The sequence below is a fragment of the Streptomyces sp. NPDC005423 genome, from assembly GCF_040606415.1.
Classification (GTDB): Bacteria; Actinomycetota; Actinomycetes; order Streptomycetales; family Streptomycetaceae; genus Streptomyces.
Genome location: NZ_JBEXET010000009.1, coordinates 118755 through 135740, shown reverse-complemented (window position 1 = coordinate 135740; position 16986 = coordinate 118755). Strand labels below are relative to the sequence as shown.

The following is a 16986-nucleotide window of genomic DNA, read 5'->3' as shown; positions in this document are numbered from 1 at the left end:
CGCCTCGGATCGCGTCGCCACTGATCTGGAGACGCGCTTGCTGTCGTGGGACGATTGCTTCAATCTTGAGGGAACTCGGTGTGCGCTGCGTCACGTTCGAGTTGAATGAAGGCCAGTGAGCGAACCGTCGCGCCGTAACCGCGGACGCAGCCTGCAGGGGGTCCAGGTGAGTGCTTCACGGCGTAGTGGTACCACCGACGAAGTGGGACCGGACGAGCCGGACGGGTCGGGCGGCTCCGATCTGCTCGCCGCGCTGCTCGACGGGATGGACGCGGCGCTGTGCGCCTTCGACGCCGACGCGGTCGTGACGCACTGGAACCGCGAGGCCGAGCGCATCCTCGGCTGGACCGCCGCCGAGGCCGTGGGGCGGCACGGGCTGGCCGGGTGGGCGGTGCGGAGCGCGGACGCCGAGGACGTCGAGGGGCGGCTGATGTCCGCCATGCAGGCGCCCGGACGCCAGGTGCACGAGTTCGCCCTGCTGACCAAGGAGGGCGGACGCGTCCTGGTGCGGGTCCAGTCCGCCGCCGTACGCGGACCCGACGGAAAGCCCGCCGGGGTCTACTGCGCCTTCAGCGAAGTGCACACGCAGATCGACCTGGAGCGGTCCATCGCCCTCAGCGAGGCCCTGTTCCAGGACGCCTCCTGGGGTGTCGTGCTCGTCGACGCCGACCTGCGCCCCGCCGTCGTCAACGCGCACGCCGCGCGGGCGCTCGGCACCGGCCGCACCTCCCTGCTCGGACGGCCCCTCGGGGAACTGCTCGCCCAGGGCGTCGAGGAACTGGAGAGCGCCCTCACCCACGTGCTCTCCGAAGGCGCCCCGCCCGCCCCCGCCGAGATCTGGGTGAGCCTGCGCACGGCCGAGGGCGATCAGCGGCGCTGCTGGCGCAGCGGCTTCCTGCGGCTCGCCTCACCGCTCGCTGAGGAACCCGTGCCGCTCGGCGTCGGCTGGCTCTTCCAGGACGTCACCGAGGCCAAGCAGACCGAGCAGGAGGCCGCCCTCCTGCGCTTCCGCGCCAACCAGCTGCACCGCGCCGCCCGCGCCGCCGCCGAGTGCGAGAACCCAAGGGACGCGGCCACCGTCCACCTGGACTTCGCGCTCGCCGGCTTCGCCGACCACGCGCTCGTCGACCGGGTGCTGGGCGGGCCGCCCGCCGAGGGCGACGAACCGGGCGCGGAGGTGCGCCTCGTACGGATCGCCGCCACGCCCGCGGGAGCGCCGGGGCCGAGCCTGCTCACCGGGGCCGCCGGACTGCCCGTGCGGTACGGGCCCGCGCACCCCGCCCTCCAGTGCGTGGACCGGTCCGGTTCGGTGCGGGCCAGCATCGGCACCGTGCCGGCCGAGCAGGCCCGCGAGTGGGCCAGGGCCCGGCAGTGGCCGCTCGACGCCGTGCACTCGCTCTGCGCGGTGCTGCGCAGCCGGGGGCGCACGCTGGGCGTCGTGACGTTCCTGCGGGGCGGCGGACGGAGCCAGTTCGAACGGTCCGACGCGATGTACGCGGAGGACGTGGCGGTACGGATCGCCGCCGCGCTGGACCTCGCGGGACAGCTGCCCCGGCAGGGGCTGCCCGGACTCCCCGGCCCGTCGGAGGAGCGGCCCGGCGACCGGTAGGCCCCCGACCCCGGGCGCCGCGGCGACTCGGTCCGGGGGCGACTCGGTGCGGGCGGCCGGGCGCCGGTGGCCCGGTGCCGCAGCCGCCGCGCCGGCGGCTCAGTGCCCGTAGAAGATCCGGTCCCCGTACTCCGTCATCACCCGGCCGTTCCACTCGTGGCCGCCGTCCACGTTCCCCGAGCGCAGCAGCGGGGGTTCGACGCCCCGGTCGGCCAGGGTCGCCGCCGCCGTCGCCATGACCGCCTGGAGCAGGGCGGTGGTGACGACCGTGGAGGCGGGGGCGAAGGGGGCGGGGATGGTGTCGAGGGTGAGTTCCGCGTCGCCGATCGCGATCTTCGAGTCGAGGACGATGTCGCAGTGGTCCTTGAGATACGTCCCGGAGACATGCCGTGACGTCGTCTCCGAGGCGTACGCCACCGACGTCACGCCGATGACCCGGATACCGAGGGCGCGCGCGTTCATCGCCATCTCGACGGGCAGGGCGTTGCGGCCGGAGAGGGAGACGATCACGAGCGCGTCGCCGGAGCGGAGCGGCGAGGTGTCCAGGACGGCGCTCGCGAGACCGTCGACGCGCTCCAGGGCGGAGCCCAGCGTGGCCGGCCGGACGTCGACGCCGACGACCCCGGGGACGGTCAGCAGGTTCATCAGGGCGAGGCCGCCCGCGCGGTACACGAGGTCCTGCGCGGCGAGCGAGGAGTGCCCGGCACCGAAGGCGAAGAGCCTGCCGCCCGCCACGACGGTGTCCGCGAGGAGCGCGCCGGCCGCCCGGACGGGCTCGGCCTCTTCGTCGCGGACCCGCTGGAGCAGGGTGATCGCGGCGTCGAAGAACTGGCCGGCAGGCGTACGGTCGCTCATGCGGAAGCCCCCTGGGTGCGATTGCGTCGCGGATCACCGTGCGGTCTGGACCAGCGCGCTGTCAATACGGCGGCCACCGTGAACGAAGGGGCCCGGGAGGGGCCTTCGGGAAGCCCCGCGGGGCGTTCGTGACCGCGTGGTTCCCACGGCGCGGCACGGTTGTCAGTGGGATGCGCAAGAATTGAGTCCAGGGCCAGCGCACGCGCCGCGGAGCCACCGAGCTTCGGGCAGAGGTAATCGAGGGGCACGTATGTCCGGACTGATCGACACCACGGAGATGTATCTCCGCACCATCCTCGAGCTGGAGGAGGAAGGTGTGGTCCCCATGCGCGCCCGCATCGCCGAGCGGCTCGACCAGAGCGGGCCGACGGTGAGCCAGACCGTGGCCCGCATGGAGCGGGACGGCCTGGTGGCCGTGGCCAGCGACCGCCACCTGGAGCTGACGGACGAGGGCCGCCGTCTCGCCACGCGCGTGATGCGCAAGCACCGGCTCGCCGAGTGTCTGCTCGTCGACGTGATCGGCCTGGAGTGGGAGCAGGTCCACGCGGAGGCGTGCCGCTGGGAGCACGTGATGAGCGAGGCGGTGGAGCGGCGCGTCCTTGAGCTGCTGCGCCACCCCACCGAGTCGCCGTACGGCAATCCCATCCCCGGGCTGGAGGAGCTGGGCGAGAAGGACGGCGCGGACCCGTTCCTCGACGAGGGCATGGTGTCCCTGGCCGAACTGGACCCGGGCCTGGACGGCAAGACGGTCGTGGTGCGCCGGATCGGTGAGCCGATCCAGACCGACGCCCAGCTGATGTACACGCTGCGCCGGGCGGGTGTGCAGCCCGGTTCGGTGGTGAGCGTGACCGAGTCGGCGGGCGGGGTGCTGGTGGGCAGCGGCGGCGAGGCGGCGGAGTTGCAGGCGGCCACCGCTTCGCACGTGTTCGTCGCCAAGCGCTGACCGCGCGTCCGTTCTCCGTTCTCCGATCCGCTTATGCAACTGGTGGGGCAGGAGGGGCAGTTGTGGCGTTCCGTCGAAGCCGTCCGTTCCAAGATTCAGTGCGCCGAATCGCAGCGCTCCGCCGGTTCGCGTGCAAGGCTGTCGCGTGAGGCATATGACCTGGAGGGGGCCGGAGGATGTGCCGCAGAAACGTGGAGGGCCCCGGCGCCTCGCGGCGCCGGGGCCTGTCCTCCCCTGTGCTGACCCGGAGCCCCGAGCTCCCAGGGTCATTCCCGTCGGACCGTTTTCCCCGAGCGGTCCGCCTCCCGCTGAAGATCTCCCCTCGACAGCGACGATCATTCCTTGAGCGGGGTCACTCGAACGAGGGGTGTTATCGGCCGACACGGCATTTTCGAATTCATATTCGATAATCCGCGATGGTGAGACACACGGAATGTGAGCGGTAGAGAAGAGCCCGCGGAAGCAGAAGAGCGACAGAACAGCGGTACTACGGCAGGGGGGTGCCAGGACCTATGGCGCGGCGCATCGAGGTGACCGGAGCGGGCGGGATACACCTTGCCGCCTGGGAGTTCGCGGACCAGCCCAAGGCGGGGGAGCGTGAGAACGCTCCGGGGGTGCTGTTACTGCACGGGCTGATGGGCCGCGCCTCGCACTGGGCCGCCACCGCCCGCTGGCTCTCCGAGCGGCACCGCGCGGTCGCCCTCGACCAGCGCGGCCACGGCCGGAGCGACAAGCCGCCGCGGGCGGCCTTCACCCGCGAGGCCTACGTCGAGGACGCCGAGGCCGCGATCGAGCAACTCGGCCTCGCCCCGGTCGTCCTCATCGGCCACGCGATGGGCGCGCTGACCGCCTGGCAGCTCGCCGCGAAACGGCCCGACCTGGTGTGCGGGCTGATCATCTGTGACATGCGGGCGTCGCCGCTGGGCGCCGCCTCCCAGCGGGAGTGGGCGGACTGGTTCGCGTCCTGGCCCGTCCCCTTCGCGACCCTCGCCGATGTGCGGAAGTGGTTCGGCGAGGACGATCCGTGGGTGGAGCGGCCCAACCCGTCCCGGGGGGAGTTCTACGCCGAGGTGATGCGGGAGTCCGCCGACGGATGGCGGCCGGTCTTCGAGCCCGAGCAGATGCTGAAGTCCCGGGAGACCTGGGTGTACGACGCGCACTGGGAGGAGCTGGCCCAGGTGCGGTGCCCGGCGCTGGTCGTGCGCGGGCTGGACGGGGAGCTGGGCCGGGCGGAGGCGCAGGAGATGGTGCGGGTGCTGCCTCTCGGGGAGTACGCGGAGGTGGCCGAGGCCGGGCACCTGGTCCACTACGACCGGCCGGAGGCGTGGCGGGCGGCGGTCGAACCGTTCCTGGACGGTGCCTTCTCGTCCGCGTGACCGCTCCGCGCCGCCGTCGACCCAGCCGCCCCCTGAGCCGGTGGCTCCGGCCGTCAGCCGATCGTCCCGGCCGGAAGCCGATGGCTCCGGCCGTCGACCGTCAGCCCCTGCTCACCGCCGTAAGGATCTCCGGGAGCCGTCGCGCCGTCCGTGGCGCCGCCAGTCGTAGGCCCGCGTAGGTGAGGGCGCCCCCGTACGCCGCCCCCAGCGGCAGCAGCAGCGGGCTCCAGCCGTCGCCGTCCGCGCTCACATGGCACCAGATCGACAGGGCGATGACGGGGGCGCACAGGAGCGCCGCGGCGATCATGCCGCCGAAGATCGCGATCCAGGCGAGGCCCGCCTGCCCGGGGGCCACGTTCTTGTGGCCCTCCTGGGGGATGGAGTACGGGAAGCGGGCCGAGGTCCACGCGCCCGTCGACAGCATCGCCCCCAGCAGGGCGAAGGAGAGGCCGAGCACCTCCGGCAGCCGGGGCCAGTCACCGAGCAGCGCGGTCGTCACCACGGTCACGAGTGTCGCGTACGGCAGGGTGATCACCAGCAACGCCAGGGCGCGAGCGCGGAGTTCGACGTAGGCGTCGCGGGTGGAGGAGATCGTCATGGCGACCATCCAGAACGCGGAGGTGTCCTGGCCGAACTGGTTGTACATCTGGATGCCGAGCATGCCGGCGGCGAAGCAGGCGAAGTAGACCGAGCCGGTGCCCTGGACCGCGTTGAGCACCGGGACGAGCAGGCCGATCGCCAGTGAGGTCACCCAGGCCGCCTTGGTCTTGGGGTCGCGCCAGACGTAGCGCAGGCTGCGCTCCATCACCGTGCCGGTGCGGCCCGCGGGCAGCAGCCGCGAGGGCCGCCCGGAGGCGCGGTCCCGGGCGGCCGGTTCGGCGGCCTGGAGGGTGGAGCCGTCGGGTGCGGTCATCAGCCGGGTCAGGGTGCGCGACCAGAGCCGCAGCAGGGCCGCCAACGCGGCAGCGGAGAGCGCGAGTTGGACGACGGCGCGGCCGTAGGCGCCGTCGCTCACCGAGGCCACCGCGCCGATCGCCGACGCGGGCGGCACCCAGCGCACCACCTCGGCCGCCGGGTCGAGCTGGGCGAGACCCGACGAACCCAGTTGCCGCACACCGAAGTTGACGACCTGGATGCCGACCGCGATCACCAGCCCGCTGAGCACCGCCAGGTCGCGGCCCCGGCGGCTGGTCAGCAGCCGGATGTTGGCGGCGGCGACGGCCCGCGCCAGGGCCACGCAGACCAGCAGCGCCAGCGCCAGCGCGACGACACCGGTGACGTAGGCGGCCGGGCCGTGCGCCACGGCGAGTACGGACCCCAGGAGCAGCAGGAGGGTGAAGAGCGGGCCGATGCCGATCAGCGAGGCCGCCAGCAGCGCCCGGACCAGCGGGCGGGGCCGCAGCGGCAGCATCACCAGCCGGGTCGGGTCGAGGGTCTCGTCGCCGGTGGGGAAGAACACCGGCATCACCGCCCAGCCCAGCGCCACCACCGCCACCAGCAGGACGACCACGGAGACGGCGTGCGGGTGCCCGTGCAGGGCGATCAGCCCGGCCAGTTGGAGCGCCCCGAGGAGCAGCGCGACGACCGCCGACAGGACGTACGCGGCCCGCCGTCCGCCGGACAGCCGCAGCCCGTTGCGGAGCAGCGACAGCTTCAGCCGTACGACGACCGCGGTGACCGACCCGGCCGGACCGGCCGCGGTGCCGCTCACCGGGCCCCGCCGCCCAGCCAGTCGAGGTCGGCACCGTGGTCCCGGCCGCCCGCGCCGACGAGCTGGAGGAACGCCTGCTGGAGCGTGGGCGCCTCGCCGCGCACCTCGGCGAGGGGGCCGTGGGCGCGGATGCGGCCGGCCGCCATGACGGCCACCCAGTCGCACAGCGACTCCACCAGCTCCATGACGTGGGAGGAGAAGACGACGGTGGCGCCGGAGGCGGTGTACCGCTCCAGGACACCCCGGATGGTCTGTGCGGAGACGGGGTCGACGCCCTCGAACGGCTCGTCCAGGAAGAGGACTTCGGGGTTGTGGAGGAGAGCGGCGGCGAGCCCGATCTTCTTGCGCATGCCGGTCGAGTAGTCGACGACGAGCTTGTGCTGGGCGCCTGCCAGGTCCAGTACGTCGAGGAGCTGGGCGGCCCGTTTGTCGACCTCGGCGCCGGGCAGTCCGCGCAACCGCCCTGTGTAGCCGAGCAGTTCGCGTCCCGACAGCCGCTCGAAGAGGCGCAGCCCCTCGGGCAGTACGCCGATCCGGGCCTTGACGGCCACCGGGTCGCGCCACACGTCGTGCCCGACGACCTCGACGCTGCCCTGATCGGGCCGGAGCAGTCCGGTCACCATCGACAGGGTGGTGGTCTTCCCGGCCCCGTTGGGCCCGACGAGCCCGATGAACTTGCCCGCCGGCAGCTCCAGATCGATTCCGGCGACCGCGATCTGCTGCCCGAACCTCTTCCAGAGCCCCCGCACCCGTACCGCGCTGGAATCCACCCCTGCTCCCTCCGTCACCCGGCAACCCTACGGGGGAAGAGGCGTCCCGGAGGGGCGGGGCGGGGTATCGGCGCGCGGTCGCGTGCCCTGGTGCGAGCGGCCGGGAACGCCCGGGGACGGCGGGACCTACCGGTCCCTTCCGCACGCGTAGGCGAGCGGGGGGATCAGTTCCTCCGCGTCCGGCAGCCACCGGTTGGCGGGCGTGGGCCGGCGGGCCCACTGGACGGCGCCGCGCGAGGCGTACCGGGTCGGCGGGGCGGCCACGTACGCGCCCTCGCCGAGCACGGTCAGATCGAGCGAGGCGCGCGACCAGCCGATCCTGCGCACCAGGCCGGGCACCTTAGCGGCGGCGCCGGGCAGCACCAGGAACCGCATCCACCGGTCCGGGGTGAGCAGCACCGGACCGAGCGTCAACTCCATGCGCTCCATGCGCGCCAGCGCGAGGAAGCCCGCCGACTCGGGCACGCAGAGCGCGTCGAAGGTGCGCCCCGTCGGGAGCAGGATCGAGGCCGTGGGCCGCGTCGTCCACATCTCCCGGACGGCCGCCGAGTTGCCCGTCGCCTGGGCCGGCCAGTCCTCGCGCGCCGGGTGCGCGCCGGGAGAGGCGCACGCGGGGGCGGCGCAGGAGCACCGCTGCACCCCGTGGACGGCATCGAGCCAGGTGCCGGGGAAGACGTCCCAGTGGCGCTCTTCGACGTAGCGTACGGCTGTCTCCAGCAGCGATTCCCCGCGCTGCTTCGGAATCTGAGCGGCTTCGGTGCCCGCGGTCGTCTCTTCCACGGTGAACACAACTCCCGCACCCACCTGGAGTTACGGGCGTGGCGCGCGCCGGGGCGGGGCATCGATTCGGCGACCGGGGCGCATGGATGCATGTGCGGGGGCGCGCGGGAGGACCGAGGGCGGGCGATGGGTAGCCAGGTGTGGGGGCGGCAGCGGCCTTCACTCCGGCATTCCTCACATGCCTCGCATTTTCGCCGTATTGGCGGGGCATTGATCTTCACGGCCGGATCTTTTCGCTGGACGTGACTCGGTTCGGTCCGGAAGACACCTCAACCCGGTGCGTGGGCAGGCACCGCAGCCACAGGGGGTACGCCATGGCCGCAAGGCCACTCGTCGCGCGGCAGCCGAACGAACGGTTGCAGGCGCTCATCCAGGAGGCGGGGTGCTCGAACGCCGGGCTGGCCCGCCGGGTCAACATGTGCGGCGCCGAGCACGGCCTCGACCTGCGCTACGACAAGACGTCCGTGGCGCGCTGGCTGCGCGGACAGCAGCCGCGGGGACGCGCGCCGGCGATCATCGCCGAGGCGCTGGGCCGCAAGCTGGGGCGGACGGTCACGATCGACGAGATCGGCATGGCCAACGGCAAGAACCTCGCGTCGGGCGTGGGGTTGCAGTTCTCGCCGACCGTCCTCGGGGCCATCGAGCAGGTCTGTGAGCTGTGGCGCAGCGACGTGGGCCGCCGGGACTTCCTCTCCGGCTCGTCCGTCGCCGCGTCCGCGCTGGTCGAGCCGAGCCGCGACTGGCTGATCTCCTCCCCGGACTCGCAGGTGGCGCGCTCGGCGGGACCGCGGGTGGGCCAGTCCGACGTGACGGCCGTGCGGGCGATGACGCAGGCCCTCGTCGACCTGGACCACCAGTACGGCAGCGGTCATGTGCGGCCGGTCGTCGTGCACTACCTCAACAGCGTCGTCTCGGGGCTGCTGGCCGGCTCCTACCGGGAGGCCGTGGGACGTGAACTCTTCGCAGCGGTCGCCCGGTTGACGGAGCTCGCCGGATACATGGCGGTCGACACCGGTCAGCCGGGACTGGCCCAGCGCTACTACATCCAGGCGCTACGGCTGGCCCAGGCGGCCGGCGACCGCGGCTACGGCGGCTACGTACTGGCCGCGTCCATGAGCCACCTGGCCGCGCAGCTCGGAAACCCGCGTGAGATCGCCCAGTTGGCGCGCGCGGCGCAGGAAGGGGCACGGGGGCGGGTGACCCCGCGCGCGGAGGCGATGTTCTGTGCGGCGGAGGCGCGCGGGCACGCCCTGCTGGGGGACGCGCGCTCCGCCCAACTGGCGTCCTCGCGCGCGATGCAGGCGCTGGATGCCGCCGACGCGGCGTCGGGTGACGATCCGTCATGGATCGCGCACTTCGACGAGGCCTATCTCGCCGACGAGTTGGCGCACTGCCACCGTGACCTCGGCCAGGCCGAACCGGCGGCGCGCTGCGCACAGGAGTCCCTGGACGGGCATCCGGAGTCACGGGCGCGCCGCCGGGCCATCGGGTTCGTGCTGCTCGCCAGCGCGCAGGTGCAGCAGCGCGAGGTCGAACAGGCCTGCCACACCGGGCTGAAGGCCGTCGAACTGCTCGGCACCCTGCGCTCCAACCGGGGCGCCGAGTACCTGGAGGACCTGCAACAGCGGCTGGAGCCGTACCGGGAGGAGTCGGTGGTAAGGGAGTTCGGGGCGCGACTGGAGTTGCAGGCGGCGGCCTGAGGGGCGAGGGGGACCTGGATCTGTTACCGGAGTCACAGGGGACGGGGTCCGGCCCGGTGCTGCGTGGCACCGGGCTCGGGGTACCCGGTAGCGTGACCCGACGATCCCGCAGGTCCCCCATTCGTAGGAGTCCCGGTGACGCAGAGTGGACAGGGCGAGGAGCCCTCGCGACAAGCGCGCGAAGGCATCGTGCTGCCCTCCGACGGAGGCGAACCGCTGCTTCCGGGCATGACGGGCGGACGCTCCGGCCCGCGGCACTCCGGCGGCCCCGCCGGTCCGCAGCCGGGCGGGCAGCCCGGTCAACAGCCGCCCACCGCGGCCCCGATGGGCGGTCAGACCTGGGGTGACCCGTGGGGCCCCGACCAGCACCGGACCCCGCCCCCGCAGCCCGGCCAGGGCTGGGGAGCACCCCAGGCGCCCCAGTCACCCCACGAGCCCCACCAGGCCCATCAGGACCAGCAGGCCCACCAGGACCAGCAGGCCCACCAGGACCAGCAGTGGGCGGCCTCCGCGCAGCACGGGCCGGGGCAGTGGGGCGCGCCCGAGCCGACCGGGACCATGCCGTCCGAGGGCGCGCACTCCACGGGGTACGGCACGGACGGCTACGGCGCGCACTCCTCGGCGTACGGTGCTCAACCCCCGTACGCCGGCGAGTCGTTGCAGGCCGGGATACCGCGGGGCGGTACCGACGGGTACGGCCGGCGGCCGGCCGACGTGAACGGTTTCCCCAGCGCTCCGCTGCCCGAGGCCGGCGAGGGCGCCACCCAGTACATACCGCCGATCACCGACGCCTCCGAGGCGCCGGCCACGCATCCCGCGGACGAGGGCGCCACCCAGTTCCTGCCGCCGGTCCCGGCCGCCGCGGACGAGGGCGCGACGCAGTTCCTGCCGCCGGTGGTGCCGGGGGCGCTGCCGCCCGAAGTGTCGGCGCAGCCGCCGCACTACCCGAGGCAGAGCCCGCAGGGCGGCGCCGGTCCACTGCCGCCGGTCTCCCCTTCCGACGCGGAGCCCACCCAGTACATTCCGCCGGTCCCCGCCCAGGGCGGCCCCGGCCAGTACGACCTGCGGCAGGGCGAGCCCGGGGAGCGGCAGCCGCCCTCCGAGTTCGACAACCTCTTCCGCAGCGGCCCGGGCGCCGATCCGCAGGCGGGTTCGACCCAGCAGATGCCGCGCGTCCCGCCGCCCTCGCAGCCGGCCGGGCACGGCGCCGACCCGGCGTACGCGCAGCCGTCGTACGCCCCGCCGGGGCCGGGCGGCGGGCGGCGCGGCGGTTCGGACGGCGACGGCGGCCGGGGCGGACGGCGCGGGAACTCCCGGGTGCCGTTGATCGCCGGGGTCGGGATCGCCATCGTCGTCGTGGGCATCGGGGCCGGTGCCCTGCTCAGCGGCGGCGGGGACAGCGGCGACGGCGGCAAGACGGTCGCCGCCACGGCCTCCGCCTCCGGTGGTTCCGCCTCCTCGGGCGGGAACACGGCGAAGGACCAGGCCGTGGCGCTGGACAAGCTGCTGGCCGACAGCGGCAGCAGCCGGGCCTCGGTGATCCGGGCCGTGGGCAACGTGAAGGCCTGCAACGACCTCGACGGCTCGGCCTCGGACCTGCGGGACGCCGCCAAGCAGCGGGCCCAGCTGGTCACCCGGCTCTCCCAGCTCTCCGTGGACAAGCTCGCGGACAGCGCGGCCCTGACCACCGCCCTCAACAGCGCGTGGAAGGCGTCCGCGGCGGCCGACAACCACTACGCGGCCTGGGCCGACCAGGCGGCCGGCAAGCGGGGCTGCCGGAAGGGCCAGGCCCGCACCACCGGCCAGACCGCGGCCGGCAACCGGGAGAGCGGCACCGCCAGCACCCAGAAGTCCAAGGCCGCCGCGCTGTGGAACACGATCGCCGGGAAGTACGGCCTGACCCAGCGCCAGCCCACCCAGCTGTGACGCCGCGCGGGCCGGGCGCTCCGCCCGGCCCGCGCGGGACCTCAGCCCAGGTCCGCGTTCTCCAGCGGTTTCGTCATGTCGAGGAAGCCCTCGCGGGCCGAGACCAGTACGCCGTCCCGGACGACCTGGAGCGTCACCGAGGCGTTGACCAGGCGGGCCAGGCCGACCGAGGCGAGCGTGTCGTCCTTCTGCCGCCACTGGAGCGTCGGGGTGAGCCCGCCGGTGTCGACCCTGAGCCCGCCGTCGAGGGCCCGCCGCACCGTGTCGGCGCTCACCTCGCCGCTCCCGAGCGAGTCGACGACGGCCTTGAAGGCGGTGTACGCGATCCAGGTGGTCTGCGCTCCGGCGTCGGCGGGGTCGATGCGGTTGTCGCCGAACGCCTCCTCGTTGACGACCTTCTTCATCGCGTCCCAGCGCGGGTCGCTCGCCACCGGGTACCAGCCGGTGATGTACGACCCCTCGTACGGTCCGGACCGGCCGCCCGTGGAGTTGATCTCGGTCTGGTCGACGCTGCCGAGCACGGTCGCGGTGCGGACCGCCGGATAGCCGGTGCGGTCGCGGCGGAAGGAGTCCATGAAGGTGTCGGTGCGGTCGCCGAGCGAGGGCACCACGCACCCCTTCCTCGCCGGGTCCGAGGTCGCGCTCTTCAGCGCCCGCTCCGACCGGTCCGCGTACTCGGTGGCGTCGTCGGCCGCCAACTGGTCGCTGGCAGGCGCGTGTCGGCCCGCCTTGAGGCCCGCGTCGAGCAGCGCGGGCAGCGCGTCGCCCGCGATGGTGTCCGGCCGTACGAGGGCCACCGGGCCGCAGAGCGGGGCGAGTTCCCTGCCGAGGCCGGCCAGGAGGGTGGGCTGGCCGCCGTTGACCGGGTAGGACAGGGCGCGGGTGAACTCCTCGTTGGTGACGCCGTAGCCGCCGATGTAGGGGATGCCGGCGCTCTCCAGCGGGGCGAAGAAGGAGTCGCTGTGCTCGCTGTAGGAGCCGACGACCGCGACGACGTTCTCGTCCACGGCCCGGCGCGCGCACTTCGCGGCGGCCACGCCGCTGTTGTGGTCGTTGCAGGTCAGCACGGTCAGTTTGCGGCCCTTGAGGCCGCCGTGCGCGTTGATCCAGCGGGCGTACGCCTTCGCCATCGCGGGCATGCCGGGCTCGTTGGTCGCGTTGGTCTGTTCCGGCGCCCAGGTCATCACGGTGATCGTGTCGTTCCCGGAACCGCCCGTGACGCCGTCCACGGCCCCGCAGCCCGCGACGAGCGAAGCACAGGCGGCCAGCGCCCCCGCCGAGCGGACCGCGGCTCCGACGGGCCGGGTGCGGGTGCGGAGGGGGAAGGGGCTGCGGTTGCGTCGCCTGCCGGTCATGGACCCACACGCTTCCCTCACCTCACCAACCCGGGAGTTACTCCGGGTCAAGGAGCGGTGACGTTGCGGTGAAATGCGGGGGGTGGTGCGACGGGCGCGGCGGGGAACGTACGATCGATGACCGTGCAAGGTTCGGAGAACTCTTCCCGTCGCGGCGGTCGCTCATCCACCATGGGCGGCATGCCCCTCAACGACATGCCGTGGTGGCGCTGGCGCAGCAACGTGCGTTCCGCGCTGCACATGCTCTCCGATCCGCACTTCCAGCGGGACGTCTGGCTGGCCGGCGTCGACGGCTACGGGGACGTCACCGACGCCGTGTACCGGCTGGTCGAGGACACCTGGCTGGACAACTGGTCCGCCGAGAAGTACGTCGGCACGATCTTCCGCGACTCGCAGGAGGCGGCGCTCGTCGACACCGCGGTGCTGCGCGTCCTGCGCATCATGCACCAGGTCGGCCCGGACGCCCAGGTCTCCGCCTACCTCGAACACGAGGCGTGGCCGGAGGCGGTGCGGGCGGCGCGCGACGCGCATGTGCGGATGGCGGTGAGCGACGGCGAGGAGCCGGACGCGCCGCCGCGCACGCTCGAAGTGCTGAGGATCGTCACCAGGTCCGCGTAGCGGACGCCGCTCCGGGGGTCCGGGCGGATATGGGACCCTGTCCCGCATGAGCGAGCAGTCCACCCGCACCGCGGCCCGCGCCGACCAGTACGTCCTCACCCTGTCCTGCCCCGACAAGCAGGGCATCGTGCACGCCGTGTCGAGCTACCTGTTCATGACCGGCTGCAACATCGAGGACAGTCAGCAGTTCGGCGACCACGACACGGGACTGTTCTTCATGCGCGTCCACTTCTCGGCGGAGCCGCCGGTGACGGTGGACAAGCTGCGCGCCAGTTTCGCCGCGATCGGTGACTCCTTCCACATGGACTGGCAGATCAACCGGGCCGACGAGAAGATGCGCGTCGTCCTCATGGTCAGCAGGTTCGGCCACTGCCTCAACGACCTGCTCTTCAGGGCGTCGAGCGGGGCGCTGCCGGTGGAGATCGCGGCCGTGGTCTCCAACCACACCGACTTCGCCGAGCTGGTGGGCTCCTACGGCGTCCCCTTCCACCACATCCCGGTGACGAAGGAGACCAAGGCGCAGGCCGAGGCGCGGGTGCTCGACCTGGTGCGCGAGGAGAACGTCGAACTGGTCGTCCTCGCCCGCTACATGCAGGTGCTCTCCGACGACCTGTGCAAGCAGCTCAACGGGCGGATCATCAACATCCACCACTCGTTCCTGCCGAGCTTCAAGGGCGCGAAGCCGTACCACCAGGCGCATGCCCGGGGCGTGAAACTGATCGGGGCGACCGCGCACTACGTGACCGCCGACCTCGACGAGGGGCCGATCATCGAGCAGGAGGTCGAGCGGGTGGGGCACGGTGTGACGCCGGACCAACTGGTCGCCATCGGGCGGGACGTGGAGTGCCAGGCGCTGGCGCGGGCCGTGAAGTGGCACGCCGAGCGCCGGATCCTGCTCAACGGACGACGGACGGTCGTCTTCCCCTGACCGCCCTGACCGCCCTGACCGCCCTGACCGCCCTGACCGCCCTGACCGCCCTGACCGCCCTGACCGGACTCGGGCCGCCTCCGCCCCGAGTCCGGTCACCGTCTCAACGACCCTCAGCCGAGGGTGAGTTGAGCCCGCCTACAGCCGGCTCAGCGCCGCCGCCGCGAACAGCACGTCCCTGATCGCCCCGCGGTCCCCCGACTGTCCCGCCGCCGCCTCCGCGGGCGCCACATGGCCCGCGGCGAGGCGGCAGAACTCCACGCCGTCCAGGGCGACATGTGCCACCTCGTGGTCGGCGGAGCCGGCCGCCGCGGGGGAGTCCAGCGGGATCAGCCACTCGCCGCCGCCCGAACCCTCGATCTCCAGCCGCAGGCTGCGCCCGGGACGCCCCGCCGGGACCAGGTGACGCCCCTCGCCGGGCGCGGCCTGCCCCGCCTGCCGACGGGCGGCGAGCACCAGGGGGAGCATCCGGGCCGCGAGGTCGATCATGCGGTTGAGGTGGGGCGGGGCCGGCGGCGGGTAGGGGTAGTCGACCGCCTCCGCGATGTCCTCCGCGTGCACCCAGCACTCGAAGGCCCGGTCGAGCATCGCGTCCCGCAGCGGCAGCTCGAAGTCGCCGTACGACACCGGACGCCGCCCGGCTTCGCCGCCGGTGAAGGCCACCGTGCGCACCAGGTCGTGACTCTGCTCGCGCCACGGCCCCCGGACCGAGCGCGTCGGCGGGAAGGGCGACGCCCGCCAGTACGCCTCGGTGCGCGACGCCGGGCCGGCCGCCCCGCCGGACCCGTCGGCCAGCGGGTCGTCCAGCCCCAGGGCGACCGCGACCAGGCCGTCGACCGACAGCAGATGCGCGATGACCCCGGCCACGGTCGTACGACGGCTGGTCGGGCTGTCGCCCTCGAACCAGCGCAGCCGCACCGGCGCGTGCCACTCGGCGTCCCCTATGTCCTGCAACAGGGCGTCCAGCCGCGCGCTCTCCGCGTCGTAGGGCGCGGCCCACCGCGGGAGCGGGATGCGCGGCGGGCGCCGGTCCAGGCAGCTGTCCAGGACCCGGGTGCGCAGCGCCGGGTCGAGGTCGAGGCTCTCGGGGCGGTGCAGCAGTCCGACCGCCTCGCGCAGCCGCAGCGCCTCGTCCGCGCAGGGACCGCACTCGCCGAGGTGCTCCTCGACGCCGGTCGTCTCCTCCGCCGAGCAGGCGGCCAGCGCCCAGGCGCCGAGGAGCGCCTTCAGCACCGGGTGATCGAGGGCCGGCGGCACCGGCCGGGCGGCGAACGCGTCCAGTGCGGGCAGCGGCCGTCCGGTGTCCTCCACCGAGGAACGCGGCACCGGTACACGCGGCGGCCCGGCCCCGTCCAGGGACCCGCCGGACGGCCCTACGCCCTCGTCGCCGCCCTCCGCGCTCTTGCCGCTCCCGGCGCTCTCTGCGTTCTTCTCCTTCTCCTCCTCGGGATCCCCGTCGTCGTGGGCCCCGAGGCCGTCCGTCCCGCTCACACCGCGCCCCTGTCGCCGGGCGGGGTGCCGATGTCGTGGGCGGTGGCGAGCAGTTGGAGGCCGAGGCGGAGCCGACGGCGGGCCTCGTCCTCGGTGACGCCGAGGTCGGCGGCGGTCTGCCGGTAGTCGCGGCGCTGGAAGTAGGCCAGATCGAGGGCGGCGCGCAGCGGGGCGGGCATGGAGGTGACGATGTAGTCGGCGCGGGCGGCGACCGAGGCGCGGCGCACCCTGTGCTCCAGTTCCTCGGCGGAGCCGCAGGTGCTTCGGGCGAGCGCGGCGGTCTCGGTGGCGCGCAGCCGCTGCACGGCGAGCCGGTGGGCCAGGGTGGCGACCCAGGAGCGCAGCGGGCCCTGTCCGGGGTCGTAGGCGTCGGGGTGCTCCCAGACGTGGGCGAAGACGTCGCGGGTGACGGCGTCGGCGGCGTGCTCGTCGCCGAGGACCCGGTGGGCGAGACCGTGCACGAGGGAGGCGAACCGGTCGTACAGCTCACCGAGGGCCGCCGCTTCGCCGCGGGCGAGTCGCTGCTGCATCTTGCGGTCCCAGCGGGGCGGCAGGTCCCTCGCCGTCATACGACTCCCTCCCCCCAATCCTGCTGCCTGTGCTGTCCGTGTGAACCGCGCTGTCCGTGCCGTTCTCGGTGGTGGTGCTCTCCGGGGCCCGGTCCAGCCTGCGCCCCTCGTCCCCCCGAATGTAGTCGGCACCCAGGAGAGCGCACGCCCCTTTGTGCCAACGTGCGCCCTCGAAGGACCGCAGGTGATAGTGGGCCTTCGGCTACTCCGTCCACATCTGATCGAACAGGATCGAAGGCGGCCGGAACAAGTTTTTCCTGACCGGTTTCCGTTTCCCGCCCCGCGTGCCGGGAACGGCCGGTGTTTCAGGAAAGGTCCGTTGGGCAGCCGCGCTGGAAGGAAGCGCGGCAAACGC

14 protein-coding genes are annotated in these 16986 nt (G+C 73.4%); 7 read left to right on the top strand and 7 right to left on the bottom strand.

The genetic code is table 11. The features are described from left to right. The first annotated feature begins 166 nt into the window (after positions 1-166). The gene (locus ABZT12_RS13555; protein ID WP_356382216.1) at positions 167-1609 is read left to right on the top strand and encodes a PAS domain-containing protein; all 1443 of its coding nucleotides are present in this window, start codon (positions 167-169) and stop codon (positions 1607-1609) included. Positions 1610-1708: 99 nt separating this feature from the next. Here the strand turns inward: ABZT12_RS13555 and ABZT12_RS13550 are convergent, their stop codons facing one another. Then, positions 1709-2464 carry an SIS domain-containing protein gene (locus tag ABZT12_RS13550; protein ID WP_356382213.1) on the bottom strand — a complete coding sequence of 252 codons (756 nt, stop codon included), beginning with the start codon at positions 2462-2464 and terminating at the stop codon, positions 1709-1711. A gap of 250 nt (positions 2465-2714) precedes the next feature. Here ABZT12_RS13550 and ABZT12_RS13545 point away from each other — a divergent pair, with 250 nt between their 5' ends. Next, entirely contained in the window at positions 2715-3407 is a 693-nt protein-coding gene (locus ABZT12_RS13545) for a metal-dependent transcriptional regulator (RefSeq protein WP_356382210.1), read from the top strand. A 512-nt stretch (positions 3408-3919) separates the two neighbouring features. Continuing rightward, complete coding sequence (locus tag ABZT12_RS13540) at positions 3920-4783, top strand: alpha/beta hydrolase (RefSeq protein ID WP_356382207.1); 864 nt, start codon at positions 3920-3922, stop codon at positions 4781-4783. Between the two features lie 100 nt (positions 4784-4883). Here the strand turns inward: ABZT12_RS13540 and ABZT12_RS13535 are convergent, their stop codons facing one another. From ABZT12_RS13535 to ABZT12_RS13525, 3 genes are all read right to left on the bottom strand, one after another. Beyond that, positions 4884-6494 (bottom strand): transporter, encoded by a 1611-nt coding sequence (locus ABZT12_RS13535; protein ID WP_356382205.1) that lies wholly within the window; start codon positions 6492-6494, stop codon positions 4884-4886. Further along, positions 6491-7282 (bottom strand): ABC transporter ATP-binding protein, encoded by a 792-nt coding sequence (locus ABZT12_RS13530; protein WP_356382203.1) that lies wholly within the window; start codon positions 7280-7282, stop codon positions 6491-6493. The genes ABZT12_RS13535 and ABZT12_RS13530 overlap by 4 nt, the downstream gene beginning before the upstream one ends. Positions 7283-7390: 108 nt before the next feature. Continuing rightward, complete coding sequence (locus ABZT12_RS13525; RefSeq protein WP_356382200.1) at positions 7391-8053, bottom strand: bifunctional DNA primase/polymerase; 663 nt, start codon at positions 8051-8053, stop codon at positions 7391-7393. A 305-nt stretch (positions 8054-8358) separates the two neighbouring features. Here ABZT12_RS13525 and ABZT12_RS13520 point away from each other — a divergent pair, with 305 nt between their 5' ends. After that, positions 8359-9744, top strand: a complete 1386-nt coding sequence (locus ABZT12_RS13520; protein WP_356382197.1) for a transcriptional regulator — start codon at positions 8359-8361, stop codon at positions 9742-9744. A 135-nt stretch (positions 9745-9879) separates the two neighbouring features. Continuing rightward, positions 9880-11670 carry a hypothetical protein gene (locus ABZT12_RS13515; protein ID WP_356382194.1) on the top strand — a complete coding sequence of 597 codons (1791 nt, stop codon included), beginning with the start codon at positions 9880-9882 and terminating at the stop codon, positions 11668-11670. 41 nt (positions 11671-11711) lie between these two features. On the opposite strand, the gene ABZT12_RS13510 is transcribed toward ABZT12_RS13515, so the two are convergent. Next, positions 11712-13025 (bottom strand): ABC transporter substrate-binding protein, encoded by a 1314-nt coding sequence (locus ABZT12_RS13510; RefSeq protein WP_356382192.1) that lies wholly within the window; start codon positions 13023-13025, stop codon positions 11712-11714. Between the two features lie 117 nt (positions 13026-13142). Between ABZT12_RS13510 and ABZT12_RS13505 the strand changes: the two genes are divergently transcribed. Beyond that, the gene (locus ABZT12_RS13505) at positions 13143-13643 is read left to right on the top strand and encodes a hypothetical protein (RefSeq protein WP_356382189.1); all 501 of its coding nucleotides are present in this window, start codon (positions 13143-13145) and stop codon (positions 13641-13643) included. Positions 13644-13689: 46 nt separating this feature from the next. Then, positions 13690-14571: a formyltetrahydrofolate deformylase gene (gene purU / locus ABZT12_RS13500; RefSeq protein WP_356382186.1), complete on the top strand. Its 882-nt coding sequence runs from the start codon at positions 13690-13692 to the stop codon at positions 14569-14571. 138 nt (positions 14572-14709) lie between these two features. Here purU and ABZT12_RS13495 read toward each other — a convergent pair whose 3' ends face one another. Together ABZT12_RS13495 and ABZT12_RS13490 are read right to left on the bottom strand one after the other, a co-directional pair. Next, positions 14710-16062, bottom strand: a complete 1353-nt coding sequence (locus ABZT12_RS13495) for a maleylpyruvate isomerase N-terminal domain-containing protein (protein ID WP_356382183.1) — start codon at positions 16060-16062, stop codon at positions 14710-14712. After that, a complete protein-coding gene (locus tag ABZT12_RS13490) occupies positions 16059-16631 on the bottom strand; it encodes a sigma-70 family RNA polymerase sigma factor (RefSeq protein ID WP_356382180.1) in 573 nt (190 codons plus the stop codon). Before ABZT12_RS13490 ends, ABZT12_RS13495 begins: the two co-directional genes overlap by 4 nt. Positions 16632-16986: the final 355 nt, after the last annotated feature.